General features: G+C 40.4%; 22 protein-coding genes and 1 pseudogene. 10 read left to right on the forward strand and 13 right to left on the reverse strand.

What is annotated here, in order from left to right; translation table 11 throughout:
• Positions 1-304 precede the first annotated feature (304 nt).
• Positions 305-661, forward strand: coding sequence for an aspartate/glutamate racemase family protein (locus B9A22_RS23850; RefSeq protein WP_084578435.1), 357 nt, complete (start codon positions 305-307; stop codon positions 659-661).
• 516 nt (positions 662-1,177) lie between these two features.
• Here the strand turns inward: B9A22_RS23850 and B9A22_RS23855 are convergent.
• The 7 genes from B9A22_RS23855 to B9A22_RS23885 form a co-directional block, all read right to left on the reverse strand.
• Positions 1,178-1,987: a carboxylesterase family protein gene (locus tag B9A22_RS23855; RefSeq protein WP_084578436.1), complete on the reverse strand. Its 810-nt coding sequence runs from the start codon at positions 1,985-1,987 to the stop codon at positions 1,178-1,180.
• 276 nt (positions 1,988-2,263) lie between these two features.
• Positions 2,264-2,992, reverse strand: a complete 729-nt coding sequence (locus tag B9A22_RS23860) for an SDR family NAD(P)-dependent oxidoreductase (RefSeq protein WP_084578437.1) — start codon at positions 2,990-2,992, stop codon at positions 2,264-2,266.
• Between the two features lie 114 nt (positions 2,993-3,106).
• Complete coding sequence (locus tag B9A22_RS23865; protein WP_084578438.1) at positions 3,107-3,544, reverse strand: DUF3887 domain-containing protein; 438 nt, start codon at positions 3,542-3,544, stop codon at positions 3,107-3,109.
• A 330-nt stretch (positions 3,545-3,874) separates the two neighbouring features.
• A complete protein-coding gene (locus B9A22_RS23870) occupies positions 3,875-4,429 on the reverse strand; it encodes a hypothetical protein (protein WP_084578439.1) in 555 nt (184 codons plus the stop codon).
• Positions 4,430-4,947: 518 nt separating this feature from the next.
• Positions 4,948-5,139, reverse strand: coding sequence for a hypothetical protein (locus B9A22_RS23875; protein ID WP_084578440.1), 192 nt, complete (start codon positions 5,137-5,139; stop codon positions 4,948-4,950).
• Positions 5,140-5,371: 232 nt separating this feature from the next.
• Positions 5,372-6,157, reverse strand: a complete 786-nt coding sequence (locus B9A22_RS23880; RefSeq protein WP_084578441.1) for a hypothetical protein — start codon at positions 6,155-6,157, stop codon at positions 5,372-5,374.
• Positions 6,158-6,171: 14 nt separating this feature from the next.
• On the reverse strand, positions 6,172-6,549 hold the full coding sequence (locus B9A22_RS23885; RefSeq protein WP_084578442.1) for a hypothetical protein: 378 nt from the start codon (positions 6,547-6,549) through the stop codon (positions 6,172-6,174).
• A gap of 221 nt (positions 6,550-6,770) precedes the next feature.
• Between B9A22_RS23885 and B9A22_RS23890 the strand changes: the two genes are divergently transcribed.
• The 6 genes from B9A22_RS23890 (at position 6,771) to B9A22_RS23915 (ending at position 12,944) form a co-directional block, all read left to right on the forward strand.
• Positions 6,771-7,334 carry an RNA polymerase sigma factor gene (locus tag B9A22_RS23890; protein ID WP_084578443.1) on the forward strand — a complete coding sequence of 188 codons (564 nt, stop codon included), beginning with the start codon at positions 6,771-6,773 and terminating at the stop codon, positions 7,332-7,334.
• Entirely contained in the window at positions 7,327-8,181 is an 855-nt protein-coding gene (locus B9A22_RS23895) for a hypothetical protein (RefSeq protein WP_084578444.1), read from the forward strand. The genes B9A22_RS23890 and B9A22_RS23895 overlap by 8 nt, the downstream gene beginning before the upstream one ends.
• A 16-nt stretch (positions 8,182-8,197) precedes the next feature.
• The gene (locus B9A22_RS23900) at positions 8,198-9,088 is read left to right on the forward strand and encodes an ATP-binding cassette domain-containing protein (RefSeq protein WP_084578445.1); all 891 of its coding nucleotides are present in this window, start codon (positions 8,198-8,200) and stop codon (positions 9,086-9,088) included.
• A 92-nt stretch (positions 9,089-9,180) separates the two neighbouring features.
• A complete protein-coding gene (locus B9A22_RS23905; RefSeq protein ID WP_176215673.1) occupies positions 9,181-9,903 on the forward strand; it encodes an ATP-binding cassette domain-containing protein in 723 nt (240 codons plus the stop codon).
• The gene (locus B9A22_RS23910; protein ID WP_084578447.1) at positions 9,900-12,254 is read left to right on the forward strand and encodes an ABC transporter permease; all 2,355 of its coding nucleotides are present in this window, start codon (positions 9,900-9,902) and stop codon (positions 12,252-12,254) included. The genes B9A22_RS23905 and B9A22_RS23910 overlap by 4 nt, the downstream gene beginning before the upstream one ends.
• A gap of 372 nt (positions 12,255-12,626) precedes the next feature.
• Complete coding sequence (locus B9A22_RS23915; RefSeq protein ID WP_084578448.1) at positions 12,627-12,944, forward strand: hypothetical protein; 318 nt, start codon at positions 12,627-12,629, stop codon at positions 12,942-12,944.
• On the opposite strand, the gene B9A22_RS25110 is transcribed toward B9A22_RS23915, so the two are convergent.
• From B9A22_RS25110 to B9A22_RS23930, 4 genes and pseudogenes are all read right to left on the reverse strand, one after another.
• Positions 12,919-13,149: a hypothetical protein gene (locus B9A22_RS25110; RefSeq protein WP_139796374.1), complete on the reverse strand. Its 231-nt coding sequence runs from the start codon at positions 13,147-13,149 to the stop codon at positions 12,919-12,921. The two genes, B9A22_RS23915 and B9A22_RS25110, sit on opposite strands and share 26 nt — an antisense overlap.
• A 15-nt stretch (positions 13,150-13,164) precedes the next feature.
• Positions 13,165-14,391 (reverse strand): annotated as a pseudogene (locus B9A22_RS23920) (IS256 family transposase).
• A gap of 279 nt (positions 14,392-14,670) precedes the next feature.
• Positions 14,671-15,273, reverse strand: coding sequence for a flavodoxin family protein (locus B9A22_RS23925; RefSeq protein WP_084578449.1), 603 nt, complete (start codon positions 15,271-15,273; stop codon positions 14,671-14,673).
• Positions 15,274-15,482: 209 nt separating this feature from the next.
• Positions 15,483-16,346: an AraC family transcriptional regulator gene (locus B9A22_RS23930; protein WP_084578450.1), complete on the reverse strand. Its 864-nt coding sequence runs from the start codon at positions 16,344-16,346 to the stop codon at positions 15,483-15,485.
• Positions 16,347-17,080: 734 nt separating this feature from the next.
• Between B9A22_RS23930 and B9A22_RS23935 the strand changes: the two genes are divergently transcribed.
• Together B9A22_RS23935 and B9A22_RS23940 are read left to right on the forward strand one after the other, a co-directional pair.
• Complete coding sequence (locus B9A22_RS23935; protein ID WP_084578451.1) at positions 17,081-17,359, forward strand: CD3324 family protein; 279 nt, start codon at positions 17,081-17,083, stop codon at positions 17,357-17,359.
• Positions 17,360-17,588: 229 nt separating this feature from the next.
• Positions 17,589-18,167, forward strand: coding sequence for a DUF1062 domain-containing protein (locus B9A22_RS23940; protein ID WP_084578452.1), 579 nt, complete (start codon positions 17,589-17,591; stop codon positions 18,165-18,167).
• A gap of 249 nt (positions 18,168-18,416) precedes the next feature.
• Here B9A22_RS23940 and B9A22_RS25730 read toward each other — a convergent pair whose 3' ends face one another.
• The gene (locus B9A22_RS25730) at positions 18,417-18,593 is read right to left on the reverse strand and encodes a hypothetical protein (protein ID WP_176215674.1); all 177 of its coding nucleotides are present in this window, start codon (positions 18,591-18,593) and stop codon (positions 18,417-18,419) included.
• A gap of 259 nt (positions 18,594-18,852) precedes the next feature.
• Between B9A22_RS25730 and B9A22_RS23945 the strand changes: the two genes are divergently transcribed.
• Positions 18,853-19,596, forward strand: a complete 744-nt coding sequence (locus B9A22_RS23945) for an alpha/beta fold hydrolase (protein WP_084578453.1) — start codon at positions 18,853-18,855, stop codon at positions 19,594-19,596.
• Between the two features lie 97 nt (positions 19,597-19,693).
• On the opposite strand, the gene B9A22_RS23950 is transcribed toward B9A22_RS23945, so the two are convergent.
• The coding region (locus B9A22_RS23950; RefSeq protein ID WP_139796375.1) for a transposase at positions 19,694-20,323 on the reverse strand (630 nt) is incomplete at its 5' end.

A 20,323-nucleotide genomic window follows, 5' to 3' on the forward strand; every position in this document is an offset into this window, starting at 1 on the left:
CGGTATCCATCTCGATTGTTGGGGCGTTTTTAAAAAGTCAAGTCTTTTATTTCCTTTTTATTACATTTAAGCTTTATGACATTGGTCTGACGTCCCCTTGTATCTAGCCGCTATTTTAAGAAGTACAGGCAAGTAGCACCCACTACGTTGTAGAAGTAGAACAGCCAACTCCCATACAGGATTCCTACGGCTGCTAGTTTATGGTATTATATAGGCATTATTTTTTTTAAATCGGAGTTCTATATTTTGACGGAGTTGTTCATGATAATATAAATACAATAATTGAAACTAGGAAGGGATTAGGATGAAGATCGGCTTTTTTGACTCTGGTATTGGCGGCTTAACTGTTCTTGGTCACGCTTTAAAAATACTACCATTTGCTGATTACACTTACTATGCTGATATTGAGCATTTGCCTTATGGGGAAAAGACGAAAAGCGAAGTAAAACAATACGTCCAAAAGGATATGGATTATATGGCTAAAATCAAAGTAGATGCCGTGGTTTTGCAACAATCGTTTACAAAGGAAACTGTTTTTTTCGACGGAAGTGTTGGAACCACAAATCACTTGGCAGATATATTAAAACAAAAAGGAGTAGCTCCTAGTATAGATGATAAAATTAAATTTGTAATTACAAATGGCAAACTCCCACCAAAGTGATGTTGATTATAAAAAAATATTACAAACTTATTTGCATAGCATATAAAACAATGAGCCAATGTCGTATTCAGTGAATTGGGGTTAATTCATTCCTTTTAAACTAACCCAACGCGGCATCTTTCTATAATTTTTCTGCCTGCTAGCCCTAATGTTCATGTCATGTACAATTAGGCCACTTCTCGGATCTCCCGAAAGTCAAAGAAACACATAAAAGCAAAGCCCCACCGCCACATTGATATGCTCCCTTTAAGGTAGATAGGTTAAATGATAAAAACCTACTACCGAGAGGGGAGCATTTTCATGTCTAATATAAACCTATACAGTTCACCAGAAAAACTAGCTATATTGGGATGTCAAGAGGACGGGGTGTGAAGATCAATAATTTATCTGGCTTTGCGGCCTCGCAATTTTATTCCATAACATGCCACGAAACAGTAGTAACTAGGCGTTAATCAATAATTAAATCAATGTCTAGTTACTGCGCGAGTTAGAACCACCTGGAATCTTAAGCTATTATCAATGATGCCGAGTATAAGTTAGAAACCAATCATAGAGTTCCTGATTCTTATATACACCGGCAATATTGTGCCCTTGATCTTGTAAAACTGTAAACTTTGGTCTGCTACCCTGTGCTAATAGAGCGTTAATCATTTCTTCATCATTCTTCATTGGACAAATGGTATCCTTTTCACCATGAAATGCCCATATTGGCATAGAGATCAACTGCTTATTCCAACTGTTTGGAACTGTTGGATTCGAGGCCAGAGGAGCTATCGCTGCAAAGTATTCTGGATGCTGACAAGCTAGATTCCAAGTGCCGTTCCCGCCCATGCTCGTTCCGGTCAAATAAACTCTATCTTCATCTATACGATATTTTGTAAAGACATCATCAAGTAACGCCGCCAGAACATCCGACTTATTCAACCAAGTTTCGTCTTCCGGACATTGTGGTGCAAGAACGATAAAGGGAAAGTCAGTGCGTCTTTCTGCAACCCAAGTTGGTCCATATTCTTTAACTAAATCTATGTTTTGCCCACGAAGTGAGCTTCCATGTAAAAATAAAATCATTGGCCAATGGTTTGTAGTTTGGGCGTATCCCGCAGGAAAAATAAGCATGTATTGAATTTTATGGTCGTTATATGTAAAAGTATTTCTCTTCTCTACAAAAGTAGTCGATGATTCACTAGTTTCGGATGTATGTTCCGCAAGCGTTAATGATGGCTCAATATTTACACCCTTCTGTTCATTAGCATTAAACCCTTTTTGAACACAATAACATGTTATTATAAATAATAGAAAAATAATGATGACAAAAATCTTCTTCAAAGCAGCACTCTTTTCTTAAAATTCTCTTTAGACAGTCATTCGCAAAAATTAATTGCCCAAGCATAGGTTCCACCTATATACTACTTCAATTTGTACGAAAAAAAATAACGATTGCCTTACAGTTTTATTATAAAAAAGCTTATGCCGTTAATCTTTATAAGCATCTTGTTTTACTGTAAGCAACCGCATATAAATAAAATTAAAACAGATTGTGACTCAGAATCAACCAGAGCCTCTAGATGCACTTTGAAGAGAACTAAGAAGACACTTCAAAACCTATCTGCTTTTGGATAACTTCTTCATAATGTATTCCGGTAAAACCTTCATAAACCAAGCAATAAAGCGCCATCGCCTTGTAATATAAGCGTGCGACTGTTTTTTTACGATAGCGCGGTAAATTTGTTGAGCGGCTTTATCTGTAGCCGCAACCCAAAATAATCCATCGCCTTTAGCCATCGCGGTATCAACAAATCCCGGTTGAATTTCCGTCACGGTCACCGAGAGCCCTTTTAGGTACGCCCATAAACGTAGTCCTTCTAAGTAGTTTGATACAAAAGCCTTCGATGCCGCATAAGCTGGGGATGCGCCACTTCCTCTGATAGCCGCAATCGATGAAATACCAACTAGCTGGCCTTTCCTTTGTCTGGCGAAGTATTGCATGGCTACATTACACATGGCTGTAAAGCCATATACATTAGTGTTAATTGTTTTCTCCTCGTCCATCCAATCCAGTGAAGAATTGATATAGCCAACCCCAGCACTAATAACGATTATGTCAACCTCATCCATCTCTTTAATCAGTTCTTCTAATTGCACTTTAGCTTTGCTGGCAAACACAATATCAATTTGCCTCACATAAGACTTACCTGGTAATTCTTCAGCAACCTCGGCCAAAAGCATTTCCCTCCGTCCAACGATTCCAACTTCATAGCCCTGGTAGGAAAATACTTTGGCAAGCTCCTTTCCGATACCCGATGTTGCACCTATAATAATGGCCTTACCCATGGAAATTCACCCACTTATTCTAATATCAAACTAATTTTGCACCAAAAGAAACTGCAGACTTTCTCGAAAGAAGTGATACCAGGAACTCTTTGTCTTTTACCGCAAGCGTGATGCCTAGTTCCCCCGTAGCTTCGGCGAGTCCAGCCAGAAGCCACTGATCACCTTTTTGTCGTTCTTGTCACCGACAACGCTGCGAACCGTAACTCCGTCCGGCTCAAGGGAAAAGTTCGCCCTATACACCACTATGGTATACTGATCTTTCTTTTCCAAGCCGACGAAATCTTTCGACAAGTACTTGCCGATCTTAGCCGTTATCGCCGGCACCGTGCTTTTATACTTCGCTTCGTCCAGGTCGACCCTCATCTGATCGTCGAAGTCCCGTGAAAAGCGATTGTAATCGTTCTCATTCATCGCCACAAGCATATTTTCCGTCAACTGATCGACAGCATTTATGATATTGTCGAGCGACTGCTGCTGTCCGCCGCACCCCAGCAGGAGCGCCGCCACCAGCAGCAGCGGCAGTATTGCATACCATTTTTTCCAAAAAAACATAATTATCCCTCCACTTCTTTAACAATTAGTTCTCAGTATCCCAAATCCTTTTTTAGGCCCTTCCTGAAATAACGAGTAGCTATCCTGCGAAATGTTTGATTTCATTTCTTATTGCCAGTCGGACGCACTTGCCGCTGCTTTCCGGGGATAACATGTCTTTTATTCGGCTCGACGCTTGCTCTGTCAAACAATGCCGTATGCTATGAGAACAGCCTTTGAAATGTTTGATTCCTTTAAGAGCCTCGCCAGAGGAGAGAAGAGTCAAAGGTATCTCTCATATCCAACACGAGAGCCTAGAAAAAAAGCAGTATACCACTATGCTATTCTGCTTTATATTAGTTTTTTAAATACAATTTTGACCATTTGTTTTGTCATTGGCTCAACTTTGGATTGGTTACCAATACTACCGGCTTGATTATTGAAGTTACCGTTATATAGGGTTTTGTTATTTTCAAAATCTATAATTTCCATGTGCATATGATACATCCAAGTCTGGTAGAGATCACCATCAAGCGGATTGTAACCCTTCGTAAAGGGAAGTGCTTCAATGAGGATTGCATAATCAAGGTTCTCTGCCGCTAATGTTTCAATAATGTCGCTTCTTTCAAGACTTATGATACTGGAATAACCTGCGGCTTTCAATTTCTCATAATAAATGTTGTCTACCGAGACATGATATTGATAACTAAGCTGCTGTGTAATCGGTTCAACAAGCAGACTATTCATTTGCTTGTCTAAAATTCGCGATAGCTTCTTATCGTTTATAATAATCAACGCCACGTTTTTCTTCGGATTTTCGTACATCTTAGCCGCGGCTAAGGACAAATTGATTGTTCCCATTAGGCAGAGTAGAATAAAACCAATAATCAGTCGTACATGAGACAAAATAATCCCCCCTAATATGTTTGCTTTTTAAAACCGCTTAACTTTGCATTCTAAATTACATTTCACACACCTTTCATTAAAACACCTTTAACTATTTCCTACTGTTGCTCATCAACCATTATTGAATATCGATCAAGAAGGGCCTCTGCTATTGGAGCATTTACTTATAATTCAATTACTTCTTCCCGGCTTGGGTGCATCGCGGCCGGAAAAACGGTTCGACTGAAGCAAATCTTCGAAGACCAGGTACGGGCCGTAAGCGAATTCAGAATCTCGTAGATTCTATCCTGATGCTGGTGATAACTATACATCTCGATAAAGCCGCTTCCGCCCGGCGCCTGCCTTTTTCGGCAATGATAAGGTCCGGCTAGCAGAAATACGTCGCTTCACCATGATGAGCGAAAGTTCCAATACAATTTGCCCTTTAAGTTCTTTTCGCTCAATTTGGCGATGGCTTTTTTCATCCCATCATAGCAGATTTTAGCACTATCTTGAAAAATCGGGATTTGGTACAAGCTCTATTTGTTAAATATTTCTGGTTTTTCTGCAAATAGCTCAATATACCCACATTTCGGACAAACATATGTAACTACGCCACAAACTTTAGCACCAAAACCTTTTTTAATTTCTTCTACTAAAGCGTAGCCACCATTTGCGCTTAATAAGGCATTTTTCATTACTACACTGCAGTTTGTACATTTTCTTTGCATATAAATCTACTCCCTATATTCATACAGTACGAACCCGTACGTGCTATGGAAAAAATCAGAATGAAAATTACAATCCCTATTAAGGGTTCAAGACAAAAAAGGAACGTCCCCTAGTCCCCTAATACTCCCCAAACAGCAAAACTCCTGGTGAATTCATCCAAAAATTCGGCAGGAGTTTTGTTCGTCGCAAATGCTACAAAAATAAAATTCAATCGTAAGCGTCATACCAACCTTAGAACTTATATCTCATTTCGGCAAACGGCCCCTGTAGAGTAGCTTTGGCAAAGTCATCCTTTTGGACGGCTTTTAGATGAACGGAACGGTAACCGCCCCGAAAAACTGCCTTACTTGAAAAGCTATGGGCAAAGCCGGCTTCCATATCGCTTATATAGCCCTTATGTTTCAGTGACATGCCGTTAAGTTCGGCATAATATACGGTAGGCGAGCTTCTTCCTGTTTCAAAACGGGCACCGATGGTTGGCAGAAGAGAATGGAAGCTCTTTTCTACAGTACCATTTGCTGTTGATTTGTTGCGTAATGAAATGTCGAATTTACTGTAGCCCAGACCACATACCATTGAAAAGTTGGAATTGCCCGCTTCTTTGTAAGAGGGCATATATTTTAAACGGACGTATTCTATGTCCAATTCAGAATGAATCTGGTTGCCGCTATCAAATCTGCCCTTATTGAATTGAAAGCTGTCATTTACTTGTTTATCACTTTCAAAAGAGAAAGTTTCGTAGCCAGCATCCCACTTGCCTTTGGAATCAGCCCCATAAGTTGGGAAGACAGAAACACCGTTTTTGTTATCCAACCCCAAGGTGTCTTTATAATCGATCTCATTACCTGCGCTGGCTTTCCCTTGGACCGAGGGGAACCAGGCGCTCACTGCGATACCCCACTTGACTTTCTTTTCCTTTGCTGCTTTTTCCTCGGCAAGTGCGGTGATAGCAGGAAGCGTAGCAATTATGCTGACAGTAAGTATAAAGCCGATAATTTTATAAATGTTTTTTTTCATAGTAACTTTCCTCTCTATTTTTTCGATAGTGACACTATTCTGTTATAAATCTCTTCGCTGTCGATATCGATGATTTCCCAATCATCCTCATACTTATTTTCGCTTAGCAGCTTGTTATTGTTATCGTATTCTTTCATGTAAGTTACTTTCATTTGTTTCTTTTCGGTCTGAAACAGATAATTGACCATAATGTACGAGCCATCCTTTTGCACCATCTTGGTTACACAAGAAATAATTGCGTTCTGATTTTTGATGCTTTGCTCATTAACATATAAAGTCAAATCATCGACCTCTGATAACTTGATCCAGTTGCTTGTATCTACCGCCCATGCCGCCGACACACTGCTTAAGATAAATATTCCTATTAGCAATACCATGATTGATGTTTTCATCGAATTCTCCTCCTTCTTTCAGCTGTTATAGCTGTTACAACCTCTAGTACGATAGTGGTGCTTGCTTGGTTCGGTCAAATGCACATTTTATTCAGAGAAAATAGAGAACTATTCCTGAGTGTAAGAAATTATTGAAGGATTTCCTGGATATGAGGCGAATGTACTGGAAGAGTTTAACATCGAACTATTCCGACTTTTGAGTCGTATTATCAATATATTAGGTGATTGATTTGATTTCCAATGAACAGTTAGCAATCCAAGTACAGCAAGGGGACGGCCAGGCATTAGAACTTCTTGTTACGCGTTACCATGGACCAATTCATGCATATGTAATGCGAATGGGTGTTGAATATCATGCTGCCTCCGACCTTGTGCAAGAGGTCTTTATTAAGGTTTTTCGGAATATCGCGAAGTATAATGTCCAGCTGCCTTTTCAGCCATGGATCTATACGATTGCCTCAAATACCTGTAAAGACTATTTTAAAAAAGCATATGTGCAAAAGGATTTTCCGGTTTTTAATCATCCAGAGGGCACTGTGGTTAGTCCAGATACCCCAGAGAGTATCCTGCTATTTAATCAGGACCGGGAAAGGGTCGTACAAGCGCTCGAATGTTTGAAGGAAATTTATCGCGAGGTTTTAATTCTTAGATATTATCAGGATTTAAAGCTAGAGGAAATTTCTATAGTAATGGATATCCCCATAGGGACGGTAAAGTCAAGGCTGTTCACTGCTTTAGAACATCTACGGCGAATGCTGGCAAGGGAGGAAGGCGCAGATGACTGAAATGCCGGATAATAAAAAACAGCAGATACTCGCAGAAACAGGGCAAGACGATAATGAAAAACTCATGCATACACTGGAACTTCTGGACAGTTATAAGATAACTCCGCCTTCGGGACAGGATACGGCTAAGCTAATTGCCCTGCTGAAGCCGGTTCTGAAGGAACAAATACCCTTACTCCCGGTAGATAAGAGCCAACCCCTCCCGGAATTTTGCGGGCGTCTCAATATGTTACAACTGGTTCAGCCGCAGGCAATGCTGTTAAGTAAATGGTTTATGGCGATGTGTACCATAATTCTTATGTCTGGCCTCGCGCTTACCAATGCAGTTGATGGTAATACATTGCTGTTTCTGGCTAATGCCTCGCCTGTGCTTGGTATTTTAACAGTACTCTATGAATTCAGAGCCAAACACAGCGGCGTTAGCGAATTAGAAGCTGCTTGTCCTTATTCACCAGCCCAGTTGGCAACAGCCAGACTCATTGTTGTTCTGGGGTTTGATATCTTACTGTGCCTGCTGGCAACACCGGCAGTCAGCTATTGGCAAGAGCGGGTTTTGTGGCAGGTAATAACAAGCTGGCTTGGACCCTTGCTTTTAATGCTGGGGATTGCCTTGGCGGCTTCCTTACGGTTAGGGATTGCAGGCGGCTGCCTTGTATCGGCAGTTGCCTGGATAGTTCAGTTGGCGACGGCCAAGGGAGCATCGCTATTTTCAATTCTTTTGCCTGGACAACCGGTATATTTTTCTGATATCCTCGGAATGGTCTCGGGAGCAGTCTTAATTTTGTATTCGTATAAACGCTGGAATATTAGTTCGCAGTTTACAGAGGACGCCTTTAGAGACTGGTAAAGTGGAAGGTGAGTACATGCTGGAGCTTATCGATGTATCTAAAAGGTTTAATCGAACTAATTTCATGCTGGACAAAATTTCAGTTTATCTTGGTAAAGGGCTGCATGTTCTTGCGGGTCCTAACGGGGCCGGTAAATCAACTTTGCTACGAATTATAGCTGGCGTGCAGCGCCCGGACTCTGGCAGCCTTTCTTTCGGTGGACAGGATATATATATTGATTTATTTCGCTATAAAATCAGACAGGGCTATTTGCCACAGACAATAAGTTTTTATGATAACATGACCGGCAAGGAGTTCTTATGCTACCTTGCAGGATTAAAGGGCGTTGTCCCGAGGGCGGGTGGCCAACGGGCCGAATATGTAGCTGACCTCCTGGGAATAAGCTCACAGTGCAGTGTTAAAATTACTAACTGGTCCACCGGTCTTAAGCAGCGCCTGGGATTGGCCCAGACGCTGCTTAATGACCCTGATATCCTGGTGCTTGATGAACCGTTTTGCGGACTGGATCAGGAGGAACAGGACCATATTGCCGCGCTTCTTTTTCGCCTGTCCCGAGATAAAGTAATACTGCTTAGCAGCCACATTTTTGCAGGTTTACCGATGAGCAAACTATTGCTTCTAGTGGATGGGAAACTACAGTTTGCGGGTCTACCGACGGTATTTAAGGATGAGGCCAGGGGGCAGGTATGGGTCTTTGAGACTGAGAAAAGGGAGTGGCTTAGTTTACAAAACAGCTATCAAGTTAGCGCTGCTACCTGTATAGGGGACCGATGCCAGTGCAGGGTGATCTGCAAGAACAAACCCCCTATTCCGGGAGTTAAAGAGGTAGTCCCAACTATGGAGGATGCCTATTGCTGGTGGATGCAGCGTTACCGCCGAAAGGATGAGGATAGTTCACCATGGTAATTCGGCTTGAGGGCACTACACTATTGTATAAAGCAAATGGAATACGCTGCTTGTGTGGGAGGTTGAAGTTTCCCTGGCTGTCTAAAAAAATCGTGAAAGAACCTGCCGAAGGTATCTTAAATATTACCTGTGCTTTTTTAAAAGGGGTTAATATTATCCTGGGACCTAACGGGTCGGGAAAAACCACGCTGCTGCAGGTTTTAGCCGGCATGCTTCTGCCTCGGTCAGGCACGCTGACCGTTGACGGGAAAACGGTAAATCAACCGCAGCTGCGAAGTCTGATCAGTTATTTACCGCAGACTCTTGGTTTGTATCCTCAGCTTACTGCCAGGGAGATGCTGGATTATATTGCTTTGCTGAAAGGTATTGCCAATAAACGGACACGGAAAATATCTGTCGAAAGTGCTTTACTACAAGTGGGGCTGGTAGCAGCGGCAGACCAAAATATCGGCACATTTTCCAGGGGAATGCGGCAAAAGGTTGGAATTGCGCAAGCTCTGTTGGGTGATCCGCAGATAGTACTACTTGATGAGCCAACCGCTGGCCTTGATCCTGAAGAACGCAGCAAACTTCGCTTATTGCTCGCCCGCTTAGGTCAGCAGCGGCTGGTTATTTTTGCATCATCCCTGCTGGCGGATATTCAGTGTGCCGAGCGAATTTTGATATTAGATAAGGGAAAAAAAGCTTTTGAAGGAACAGCCGGGGAACTTGCGGCCAGCGTACCACTCCTGAACCGCAAGCAGAACAGCGGCACCGGGAGCGGCCTGGTGGAAGAAGGCTATAAGGCAGTGCTGGCAAGCAGGGCAAACCGATGAGTCAGTTATCGCAGTTAATTATCGCTGAAATTAGAATTTGTCTCAAAAGTAAAACCCATTGGCTTATCGGGCTACTGGCGATAGTGGCGGTTTTTATCCCTGCTCTAATGTTTTTAATCATCCTGATTCTAATGATTAATGTATTGAACCGGGATGAACAATCAGGTTTCGCTAACATTTTACGTTCTTTGCCGTTGCCTACAGAAAAGCTGATTTTGGCCAGGATGTTAGCGGTGTTTTTTATTTTGTTGGGACTGTGGCCATTTATGGTAATCGTTGTCGGTGTCTTGCTTGAAACTCAACCGGCCGAATGGCTATTTAACAGCAATGATTTATTATTCCTTACGCTAAAATATGTAACGACCTGCATAACAATAATTTGTTTTACTTTTTTCCTCAATTTACTTACCGGATACTCTGCCTGGCTGTACTTTTTGGCAGGCTTCTGCTGGATTAGCACCCGAATTTTGGTCAATAATCTTGCCGATTTTCCAGGGTTAGGCAAGCTGTTTTTCATAAGTCATGCAGTGATGCTGCCAAGTTGGCCTTCGGTTGTATTAGGTTATTTTCCCCATCAGGAGCTTATGCCGGCTTTCGCCCTCTTCATGGTTGCTATTGCCATTCTATTTTTACTAGCTGCCGCTACATGGCAGATGAAAAAACGTGGTGAAGCGGTCTGGCAATCGAAACTGGTTATCCCACTGCTTATCCTGGCAGTGACTGGCAGTGTATTTGCCGGTGGCCTTATCTTACGGGAGCTTGATAACCGGGAAAAAGACTTTCATTCCGCTTTTCAAGAAACGGCCAGGAGGCAGCCGTTTAATTATCTGCCAGGAAGTATACCGGTGTTGGAGAATTATCATCTTCAACTAAAAATGAAGAGCCAGTCCCATAGACTTGAAGGATTGGCCACATTACAGTTGAAACTTGGCGCTAACTCCGCCGAAGAGGTTTGCTTTACCCTGCGAAATTATTTTATAGTTCAGAAAGTAATTTTGGCAGACAGTGGGCAAGAGATAAACTGGCGGCAGGAAGGCTCCCGGCTGCTAATTCGTATCCCATCCGATTATCAGGACCGCAAGTCTCTATCCTTAGCGATTTCTTATTCCGGGCAGGTTTGGGAGTGGTTCAACGGCAGACTAGCTCGTCCCACAGGCCCTGTAAACTTGGTTTCCCCCTCGTTTTCCCTATTACGCAGTGGCTATGCCTGGTACCCGATTCCCGGTGATCATTTGCTTTATCAACTTCAGGAATATTCAAGTTTTAAGAATGATTCGCTGGAAACCACATTATGGGCTAAATACGCGGGGCATATTGCTGTTCCGTTTACTATGACGGTAGATATAGACTCAGACAACATGGTAGCCTCCAATCTGGACCAGGTAGAGAACGAGCCGCTAACAGGTGATTATAAACGGCGGTATCACTTTGCATCAGATTCGGGGCGTGATGTGTTTTTAGTAACCGGGCCCTATCAACGAGAGAAAAGGGATTTCCCTGGCCGGGAAGGTTTTGTGGAAGTTTATTTTTATCCCCAGCACCAACGGCAGATAGACCGGGTGCTGCATGCTCTGGCAGAGCCCTATCGGTTCTATGAAGAATTGCTGCAGCCTGCTTCGTTTGACAGACCAATAGCCGGTCATCAGGACAAGCTACTCACCGTGATTGAAATGCCGACATTTTTTTCTTATAGCGAGACTGGGGAATCCTCCAGAATTTTAACCCTAACGAATTCAGTGCTGTTTAGTGAAAACTACTTTCGAACCGGGAAACACCTTTTTGCTTTTCTTGACGATATTCAGGCCAACAAGGGAGATCTGGCTGTACTGCAACGCTGGTGGCAAGAAGATATAACTCGCATGTACGGCTGGGATCGAGACGGTAATATTTCCGAGAGTATTATGCTCTATCTCCATACCTTGTATAATGAAAAAAAGCACGGCCCGGCCTATTACGCTCAGGTGAAGGAAAATCTGTTAGCAGCTGTCAGTACATCAAATGGCGAAGGGGATTTTACCAGGCCTTCCCTGATCGGCGGTTCTGTTGCAAAAGATGTCTTTATGATATTGGATACCATCCGTAATTTTCAATTTGGCAATACGGCAATACGGGATGTTATCTGTTCCCTGTATACAGTCTATTGCAGCCAAAAAGAGATTCAGCCTGATGAGTTTGCTAATATTATTGAAAGGATACTAATTAAGCACGATTGCCCGCAGGAGAAACGAGCGGAAATATACCGGCGGTTGGATAATATTACCCGGAGAGCTAACGATCCAAATGCCTGGAGATTAAAAACCAATCTATCGATTACTATTTTTTCATTTAACATAGAAGAATGGTTGCCGTGACCAATAGAAAGGAGCCATGTTGAAACGTAAGAGTTTCAGCATGGCTCCTTTGTTATTTTAGACGGTCTTATCAGCAGAATTTTGGATTGAAATCATTTTTAAACCAACTTTCTAAAAATATCATCGTAAAGCCAACTTTTTCACGGGTTACGTCGTAATAGAACTGGAAAACAAAATAATAAGGAAGGGGTAATACATGAAAGCAACAATAACAATTGTTTTAACCGCATTCTTAGTCTTATTGAGGGCTTATGTGGCAGCGAGCTCAGATATTTCGACCAGAAATCTTTACCAGCAAATCAAGAGGAATGGGCTCTGCAATGAAAGTCTGCGTACAATTATGTTTCCGAATACAAGTAATGGAGGTATATGATGAAAGATATGGTGAAAAAGATAATTATATTTTCAATGGTAGGACTACTGCAAATAGGGATGATGGCATCACTGGCGGAGGCTTCGCCTAAATATGAGAAGCACCAACGTTATGAGCATAGGAGGAATAACCATGACAGTCATATGTGGGAGAGAGAAAATAACCGTAGAATACATGCAGAAAACGCCCGGCATGAACACGAAATGCGGAGACGCCCATTTGAATCGAAAAAGAACTGGCACAAGCGGCAGCAGCGAGAAATCGAACGTCATAAGCAGGCAATACGAGAGATTATGCAGCATCGGTATCATAGATAAAGAACACTTCTGATACTATAGAATACAGTCTTTGACTGGGGTCTGCGGCGAATTTTGTGTAATTAGTAATTTCCTTAAGGCAGATATTAGGTGGTTTTGCCTGCAAGGCAGGATGGTTCATTGCCCCCTTATTAGCCATCTTCCCTGGGTTGGTCGTAGGTATGCGCGCGTTAGCGTGAATGCCGTGACCAGCCCAGGGAATCATACTTTATTGGACAGATCAAATAGCCAATCGTCCTTCAAAAAGCACGGCTAAATGATTCAAAACCATTTCCCAATCGCGATAGCGCTGAGTCCGTTTTTTTGCGATGTTATTCGATGCAAGATATAGCATCTTACGTAACGAATCATCATTAGGAAACACTGCTTTTGTTTTTGTTACTTTGCGAAACTGTCTATGTAGTCCTTCAATAATATTTGTTGTGTATATGATTTTCCGTATACCTGGCGGATATGCAAAAAAGGTAGACAGAATATCCCAGTTATCCTCCCAGCTCTTTATGGCAGCTGGGTATTTTGAACCCCACTTTTCCTTAAAGCTCATTAAGTTCTCAAACGCCGATTCCTCTGTCACTGCAGTATAGATTTCTTTTAGGTCGGCAGTAAACGCCTTTGCATGTTTATAATTAACATATCTCATACTGGCTCGTATTTGATGAATAATACAGCGTTGAATCCCAGCCTTAGGATATACGGCACTAATTGCTTCCCGAAAGCCATTCAGCCCGTCTACGCAGAACAGGTAAACATCTTGTATTCCGCGGCTTTTCAGTTCATTTAACACACTAAGCCAGAACTTACTACTTTTATTTCTCCAATCCATATGCCAAGTATTTCTTTATATCCATCCAGATTAACGCCTAAGACCACATAGGCTGCTTTGGTAACAATTTGATGATTTTCACGGATTTTGTAATGGATAGCATCCAGGAATATGAATGGATATACTGCTTCGAGTGGCCGGTTCTGCCATTCAGTAAGCTGCGGCATGATTTTCTCGCTGATTTTGCTCACGAGCTCTGGAGAGATTTCTACGTCATATAAACTTTTTATCTGTTCCGGAATATCCCTTATGCTCATTCCTGCCGCATACAATGACAGGATTTTTTCTTCCATGCCATCTGCATTTCGACTATACTTGCCAATGATTCGTGGTTCAAAACTACCGTTTCGATCACGCGGAATACTGATCGCGACTTCCCCGAGTTGGGTCTTTACCTTCTTTTTTGAGTATCCATTACGATAATTTTTCGGTGGATCATTGCTGCTATCATCCAATCTGCGTTCCTGCTTTTCATACCCTAATTCACTATCTAACTCTGCTTCCATTATTTCTTCCAGTACATCCCTAAACATTTCTTTTATTGCATTCAATGACTTCGGTAGTATTGGTGAATTTTTGATCTCGAATTAGCTCTTTAATAACTTCCTTTGGAATTGCTGACATAAAAAATCTTCCTTTCTGACTTGAATAGTTTATTCCTATTCTTGCCATTAAGGAAGATTTTTCATACTTATTTACACAAAATTTTCTGCGCCCTCACAAATAACAACAACATTAAAATTGAGACCAGTTATTCTTGCTATTTGTCTAATGGATAATCCTTCAATGGCTTTAAGCTTCCTTAAAAAATCCCATTAAAACGTTCCATAACATGCCATTACTATATCTCTAAAAGTCCAATTTGGCTTCGGCACCCTTAAACTCGCTTCTATAACATGCCACTCAGCTAATATCCAAAATAAGTTTTTTGCCAAGTTCCAATGTGCTTTGCATAATTACGGAATTTTTCAAAACTTGACCTTTATGCAAAAGGCCTGGAGCAATAACGGTGCCTGTCAGGTGCATATCCAGGTAGTTGAAGCTGCGTTCAAACAGAGTAATAATCAATTCAGCCGTTTTAGGATCATCTTCCTCAAACGGAATAACCAGTGCCACGGATTTATTTTTTATCTTGCTACGGTTTTCCAAGCAGTTAAAGTAGACGAAACGATCGAGAAATGCTTTTATTAAAGCGGTGGGACCATACCAGTAGACAGGAGTTCCAAACACGATCGCGTCGCTTTGTATGATCTTATCGTATAGTTTTCTCATGTCGTCATTTTGGATGCATTGACCGGTTTTCCAGCAGGCGTGGCAGCCATTACATTCCCTTATATTCAGATCACCCAAAAAAACGATTTCGGCTTCAGCGCCGCTTGCTTTCGCCCCTTCCATGACGCTCAATACCATGGCATGTGTATTCCCTTGCTTACGGGGGCTTCCCACAACACCAAGCACCTTCTTAACTCCTGGGTGATCTTCATTGATGTTTTCACAAGTACACATCTAATTTATCTCCTCTTTTCTATAGTCAATTAACCTGCAACTTTTTTTAACTGACTACCTTTTGTAGTTCACATTGCGCCGGATTAAGCACATTTTCTATAATCATACAGCTAGCCCCTGGGATGTGTTTTTCTCCCTAATCTGTAGCATTAACATACTAGGCATCGCCTTGTAAATATCTTAAGTAACTGCAAGAAATTTCAGACGCTTTATTTCATTTTAGCTCTTTCAGGAGAAATTTCTTGTATGATATTGCTATATTTTTTAGGTGTAATTCCGGTAATTTGCTTAAACTGCTTTGCAAAGTGACTCTGATCTGTAAATCCTGCTTCTTGAGCAATAAATGACATAGAGAATCCTTTAGCAAGAAGCACTTTTGCCCGCTTAATTCTAACTTGTTTTAGATATACATGCGGAGGAACTCCTATACGCTCTTTAAATATGCGGATCAAGTGAAAAGGACTAAGATTACAAATAACGGATAGCTCTTTAAGAGAAAAATTTTGTGTATAGGTAGCCTCGATATATTCTCGGGCTAAGTTAACTGCTGGGTTGTCATACCCTGCAGTTTTTACACTCAAACGTTCATCTGCATGACGTGAAATAAATTCCGTTAACATTGTTAATAGAATTGATTCTTGCTCGATTAATGGAATAGCTGAATTCTCCAGTAAGAGGTGAAAATTTCTAATGAAATTCGCCATATAATCATCTTTGATAACCCCATCCGCAAAAAACGGGATTTTTCGCATCTTACCAGATATCTCATAGACAGCTTGTTCCAAAAGCTTCGATTCAAGATAGAACATTCGATAAGTCCATCCCTCATCCGACACAGCAGTACCATCATGTGCTTCCCCCGGAATTACCAAATTAATGCATCCTGGGGCTGCAATATTTTGTTTACCTCGATAGGAAAATTGAAGTGCCCCCTGTTCGATAACACCTAAAGCAAAACCTTCATGAATATGTTTTGTAAAGGAATGATTTATATATCTTGCATGCAGCAATTCCAGATTGTTTAGTTCCGGAATTATCCAATAATTTACTTTTTCTTCTTTGTCTATATGCATAACAGTCGCCTCTCAATCAGCAACTTTCAATGTTCTTGATACTGTTGGTGATCCTTCTACTATAAACCAAAATCCTGCCAGTTTAAATACTTAACTCACAGGATTTTAGATTATAGCTTTTCGTTTATAATAATGAGAAATGTTACTTTAATGGACATGGCACCACTGTCATGAACAAAAGTCCTTTTTAGGTAACACCAGAGAAATACTTGCTTCGTGGGCCTTCATTTTGAATATTTGTTCTAGTATGTGCCATTACAATTCTCTCAAAATTATTCTTTGAATTATGTTAACTATACCTGTATTAATCGTATACTCTTGCTCACACTGCGTAAACGGCTAAAGGCTTTCAATTAATTGGTATTGATTTATCACAAGAAATGATTAACTTAGCAAAAAAATGTACCCACTGCCACATTTCAAGTCGGTGACAGACATTCTTGTCGATGAACGATTTTTTGTACTGAAACACCGTCTTTACTCTCGACTGACAACTTAAAAACCTGTAGGTAATCTACCTCTATGCCTTTCTTTTTCCGGTTATCAATCAGCTGCTTGACGGTCATTTGCTCTGATGCTATGCTTATTATAAAATTTAAGGAGGGTTGAAATCTTATGTTTGATCCAGTTGTTATTGTTGCATAGCAAAGGCTATTGCAACTAAACTACAATTTTATAATAAAAATAGCCTTTGCTATTCCTAATGAAAGAATTTCTTATTTTAGGAGAGCAAGATGAGCTATAAAAGAGCAAAACATATCCTACCCATAGAATTACTTGAATTGGTACAGAAATATGTAGACGGAGAATGTATTTACATTCCAAGAAAATCAAGTAATAAAAAAGAATGGGGAAGTAGAACTTCTATCCGTGAAGAATTATTACTTAGGGATATGCAAATTTATAAAGATTACCAAACTGGATACAATTTGGGATATCTGTCTCAAAAGTATTTTCTATCTTTGAAAAGCATTCAAAGAATTATAAGCCAAGAAAAAAGAAAAGGTGTTTAAGAATGATCCGGTACAGTTTACATGACTGTTCCGGATCATTTTCTTTTATCAATAGTGTTTAAGGTATGGCCTTTTCTCACTATATGTTACATTTTAAGTAAGAAATCTTGTGTGTATAAGATTATAAAAAAAACTTAGGAGGAACCATTTTGAAAAGAACATACGATTATATTCCACCATTTTATACCTTCCTATTCATTAATGAAACCATAGGAAGGAATTACATTTCATGCAAAAAATCACATGGGAGGTGCAATATCTCTCCCCACCATTAGCAGTTAGATACTGCAAAAAATGTGGCAAAAAAAGCGAGTATCTCTGTTCTGGATTATTTCGGGTCAATGCACAAAGGAAGTATTTGGATATTTGGCTAATCTATAAATGCTCGAATTGCGATACAACATGGAACTCAACTATATATTCGCGTACCAATCCTCAAAGTTTAAGTCCAGAACTATTAGAACAGTTTCACACGAACGACAGCAATCTTGTCGAACAATACGCTATGGATATTGAACTATTGCGTAGGAATGGAGCAGAAGTTGGTTTACCGAATTACAGAATAACCGGAGATGAAATTTGTATTGACAATCCCACAGAGTTGCACATCATAAGCAAATATTCATGCCAATTAAACGTATCAACGATTTTACGCGAAAAGTTATATTTGTCACAAAAAGCCTTTGCCCAAATGTTATCTTGCGGACAAATTAAGAGTATTTCAGGGCTTGATTTAAAAAAAATTAAATTGCACAATGAAGTTGTGCTGGCGATCGGAAGTAATACGGGCATCATGCGAAAGGAATAACATTAGGAGGCCAAAAATTAATATACAGATGTAACCTTTAACCCTCTGCTGGAGTGGTCTGTAAGGCAAATTGATTATGGTCTGTATTTGCTAATATAAAAGTGAGCCAAACGATCATGAAAAAATGAGCCACCTTAATCAACCAATCCTGTACACTGGTAGTGAGCAAGCTATCGAGTACAGGAGGGAACGGATGATCAAGGTGGCTCACGTCCCCCTTGTTTCCTATGGCCGAATAGGTGCATTCCACTAAAAAGGCGGAAGAAAATCAAGTATTGCTTTAACAAGAGTAAACACCAGCGATCCCCAGATCGTCTTGATCATCCGCTGCTGAGTCGTCATGTCTTTGCGGAACATAGGCAATACATAGTACATGAAGGCTCCGAAAACTAGAAACGAAATTATATAATTACCAAATTGTCTCATGGCATAACCTCCTACAAACAAGCCGTCCTTGCAGCACACTGCTTTGACGATTAAATTATGCCACCTATTGTGAAGTAAGGCAACAAGATACTCAGACGGCCGGGTCTTATGAGTATACCTTAAACTAAAATGATTTGAATCTTACAACCATATAATGATAAAATTATTTCCAAGTATAATACTACACTAACTTGGAGGGGTAAAAATGTTCTTTTTATTTAACCTTTGATAATTATGTTTTTAGGAGGAACCAACTACTATGGCTTATCTATTGAGCAATGGTCATCAGCTGTACTATAGAGAAAAAGGCACGGGTGAGTTATTATTAATCCTACCAGGGAATACCGCTTCATCCGCCAGTCATATTGACGATATAGATTATTTTGGTGAATATTATCATACTGTTTCACTAGATTTTTGGGGCACTGGAAAGTCTGACAGAGTTAATAATTGGACTAGAAATTGGTGGGTAGAAGCAACAAAAGATGCTGTTAGCTTAATTGAACATCTTAACTATGATAAGGCTAGCATAATTGGCTGTAGCGGCGGTGCTGCTATCGGATTGCTAATGGCGGCATTATATCCAAGCAAAGTTCGATCCGTAATTGCTGACAGCGAGTTAGACCAATATCCTAGTGATCTAATCCAATTATGTATCGAAGAACGAAAAAGCAAATCAAAAGAACAGCTTGATTTCTGGAAAAGCGCGCATGGAGATGATTGGGAGGATATTGTTCAAAAAGACACTAACCTAATGCTTGATTTGGCTATAAACGGGCATGTTTTCAAAGATAAATTGCAGGATATTACTTGCCCTGTACTATTTTGTGGAAGCCTAGAAGAAGAGAACTATGTTCCAAATTTTACTGAAACTATCATAAAGATGACAAAACAAATAAAAAGAGCTGAACTATTTTTAGTAAATGACGGCAACCATCCTTTAATGTGGACATGCAAAGATCAATTTAGAAGAATGACACTATCATTTTTACACAATATTTAATCTAGAGAGATTTAAGGGAGGCCTCAAACCGAGGCCTCCCTACACGTGACCTTCGGCGGAATACAGGAAAATACAAGGGGACGGTTCTGATTGTATCCTAAGCTTTAGCAACAACATTAAAATTGAGACCGGTTATTCTTGCTATTTGTCTAATAGATAATCCTTCAATGGCTTTAAGCTTTCTTAAAAGATCATCTCTTTTGTCTTTTGCCATAGATTGTAGTTGAGTAGTTGCTAAGTTACCAATAGCATTCTTGATTATTTCTTTTGCTTCTTCGTCTGTTAGCCTCTTCGTCCTTTCCAAATTAAATTCTTTTTCACAATCACTCATTCTACCCATATATTCTATAAACAGTTCCCGTGCCGTTTCATTATTACGGGAGAACATCTCTAGGATGAAGTTTGTATCTACTATATTTGAGTGCTGCCAAGTATACTCAGCATAGCTGCTCCAACGGTACTCCCCAAGAGAAGTTATCATTTCCGCCTGAAGAGGATTTTGATGTATATATCGAATTACCTCTAATAAATATCTATCGTCTTCAATTACTTCACTTTTGTATCGATCTTGAAACAAATGGCCGGATCGTTTGTATTTCCAATTGTACCAATAAACATAGCTTACCCCGATTCGCTTCATCAGTTTTTCCAGGGGATCTTTTCCTTCTTTTATAACAAGGTGTATATGATTATCCATAAGGCAATATGCAAATATGTTATATTCACA

This window comes from Sporomusa malonica (assembly GCF_900176355.1).
GTDB classification, from domain to species: domain Bacteria; phylum Bacillota; class Negativicutes; order Sporomusales; family Sporomusaceae; genus Sporomusa; species Sporomusa malonica.

Excerpts from the sequence above, each read along its gene's own strand:
- B9A22_RS25730 (WP_176215674.1), bottom strand. The coding sequence starts at position 18,593 with ATGAGACAATTTGGTAATTATATAATTTCGTTTCTAGTTTTCGGAGCC.
- B9A22_RS23880 (WP_084578441.1), bottom strand. The coding sequence starts at position 6,157 with ATGAAAAAAAACATTTATAAAATTATCGGCTTTATACTTACTGTCAGC.
- B9A22_RS23875 (WP_084578440.1), bottom strand. The coding sequence starts at position 5,139 with ATGCAAAGAAAATGTACAAACTGCAGTGTAGTAATGAAAAATGCCTTA.
- B9A22_RS23865 (WP_084578438.1), bottom strand. The coding sequence starts at position 3,544 with ATGTTTTTTTGGAAAAAATGGTATGCAATACTGCCGCTGCTGCTGGTG.
- B9A22_RS23935 (WP_084578451.1), top strand. The coding sequence starts at position 17,081 with ATGAGCTATAAAAGAGCAAAACATATCCTACCCATAGAATTACTTGAA.
- B9A22_RS23925 (WP_084578449.1), bottom strand. The coding sequence starts at position 15,273 with ATGTGTACTTGTGAAAACATCAATGAAGATCACCCAGGAGTTAAGAAG.
- B9A22_RS23850 (WP_084578435.1), top strand. The coding sequence starts at position 305 with ATGAAGATCGGCTTTTTTGACTCTGGTATTGGCGGCTTAACTGTTCTT.
- B9A22_RS23860 (WP_084578437.1), bottom strand. The coding sequence starts at position 2,992 with ATGGGTAAGGCCATTATTATAGGTGCAACATCGGGTATCGGAAAGGAG.
- B9A22_RS23930 (WP_084578450.1), bottom strand. The coding sequence starts at position 16,346 with ATGCATATAGACAAAGAAGAAAAAGTAAATTATTGGATAATTCCGGAA.
- B9A22_RS23945 (WP_084578453.1), top strand. The coding sequence starts at position 18,853 with ATGGCTTATCTATTGAGCAATGGTCATCAGCTGTACTATAGAGAAAAA.
- B9A22_RS23910 (WP_084578447.1), top strand. The coding sequence starts at position 9,900 with ATGAGTCAGTTATCGCAGTTAATTATCGCTGAAATTAGAATTTGTCTC.
- B9A22_RS23915 (WP_084578448.1), top strand. The coding sequence starts at position 12,627 with ATGAAAGATATGGTGAAAAAGATAATTATATTTTCAATGGTAGGACTA.
- B9A22_RS23895 (WP_084578444.1), top strand. The coding sequence starts at position 7,327 with ATGACTGAAATGCCGGATAATAAAAAACAGCAGATACTCGCAGAAACA.
- B9A22_RS23940 (WP_084578452.1), top strand. The coding sequence starts at position 17,589 with ATGCAAAAAATCACATGGGAGGTGCAATATCTCTCCCCACCATTAGCA.
- B9A22_RS23885 (WP_084578442.1), bottom strand. The coding sequence starts at position 6,549 with ATGAAAACATCAATCATGGTATTGCTAATAGGAATATTTATCTTAAGC.
- B9A22_RS23900 (WP_084578445.1), top strand. The coding sequence starts at position 8,198 with ATGCTGGAGCTTATCGATGTATCTAAAAGGTTTAATCGAACTAATTTC.
- B9A22_RS25110 (WP_139796374.1), bottom strand. The coding sequence starts at position 13,149 with ATGATTCCCTGGGCTGGTCACGGCATTCACGCTAACGCGCGCATACCT.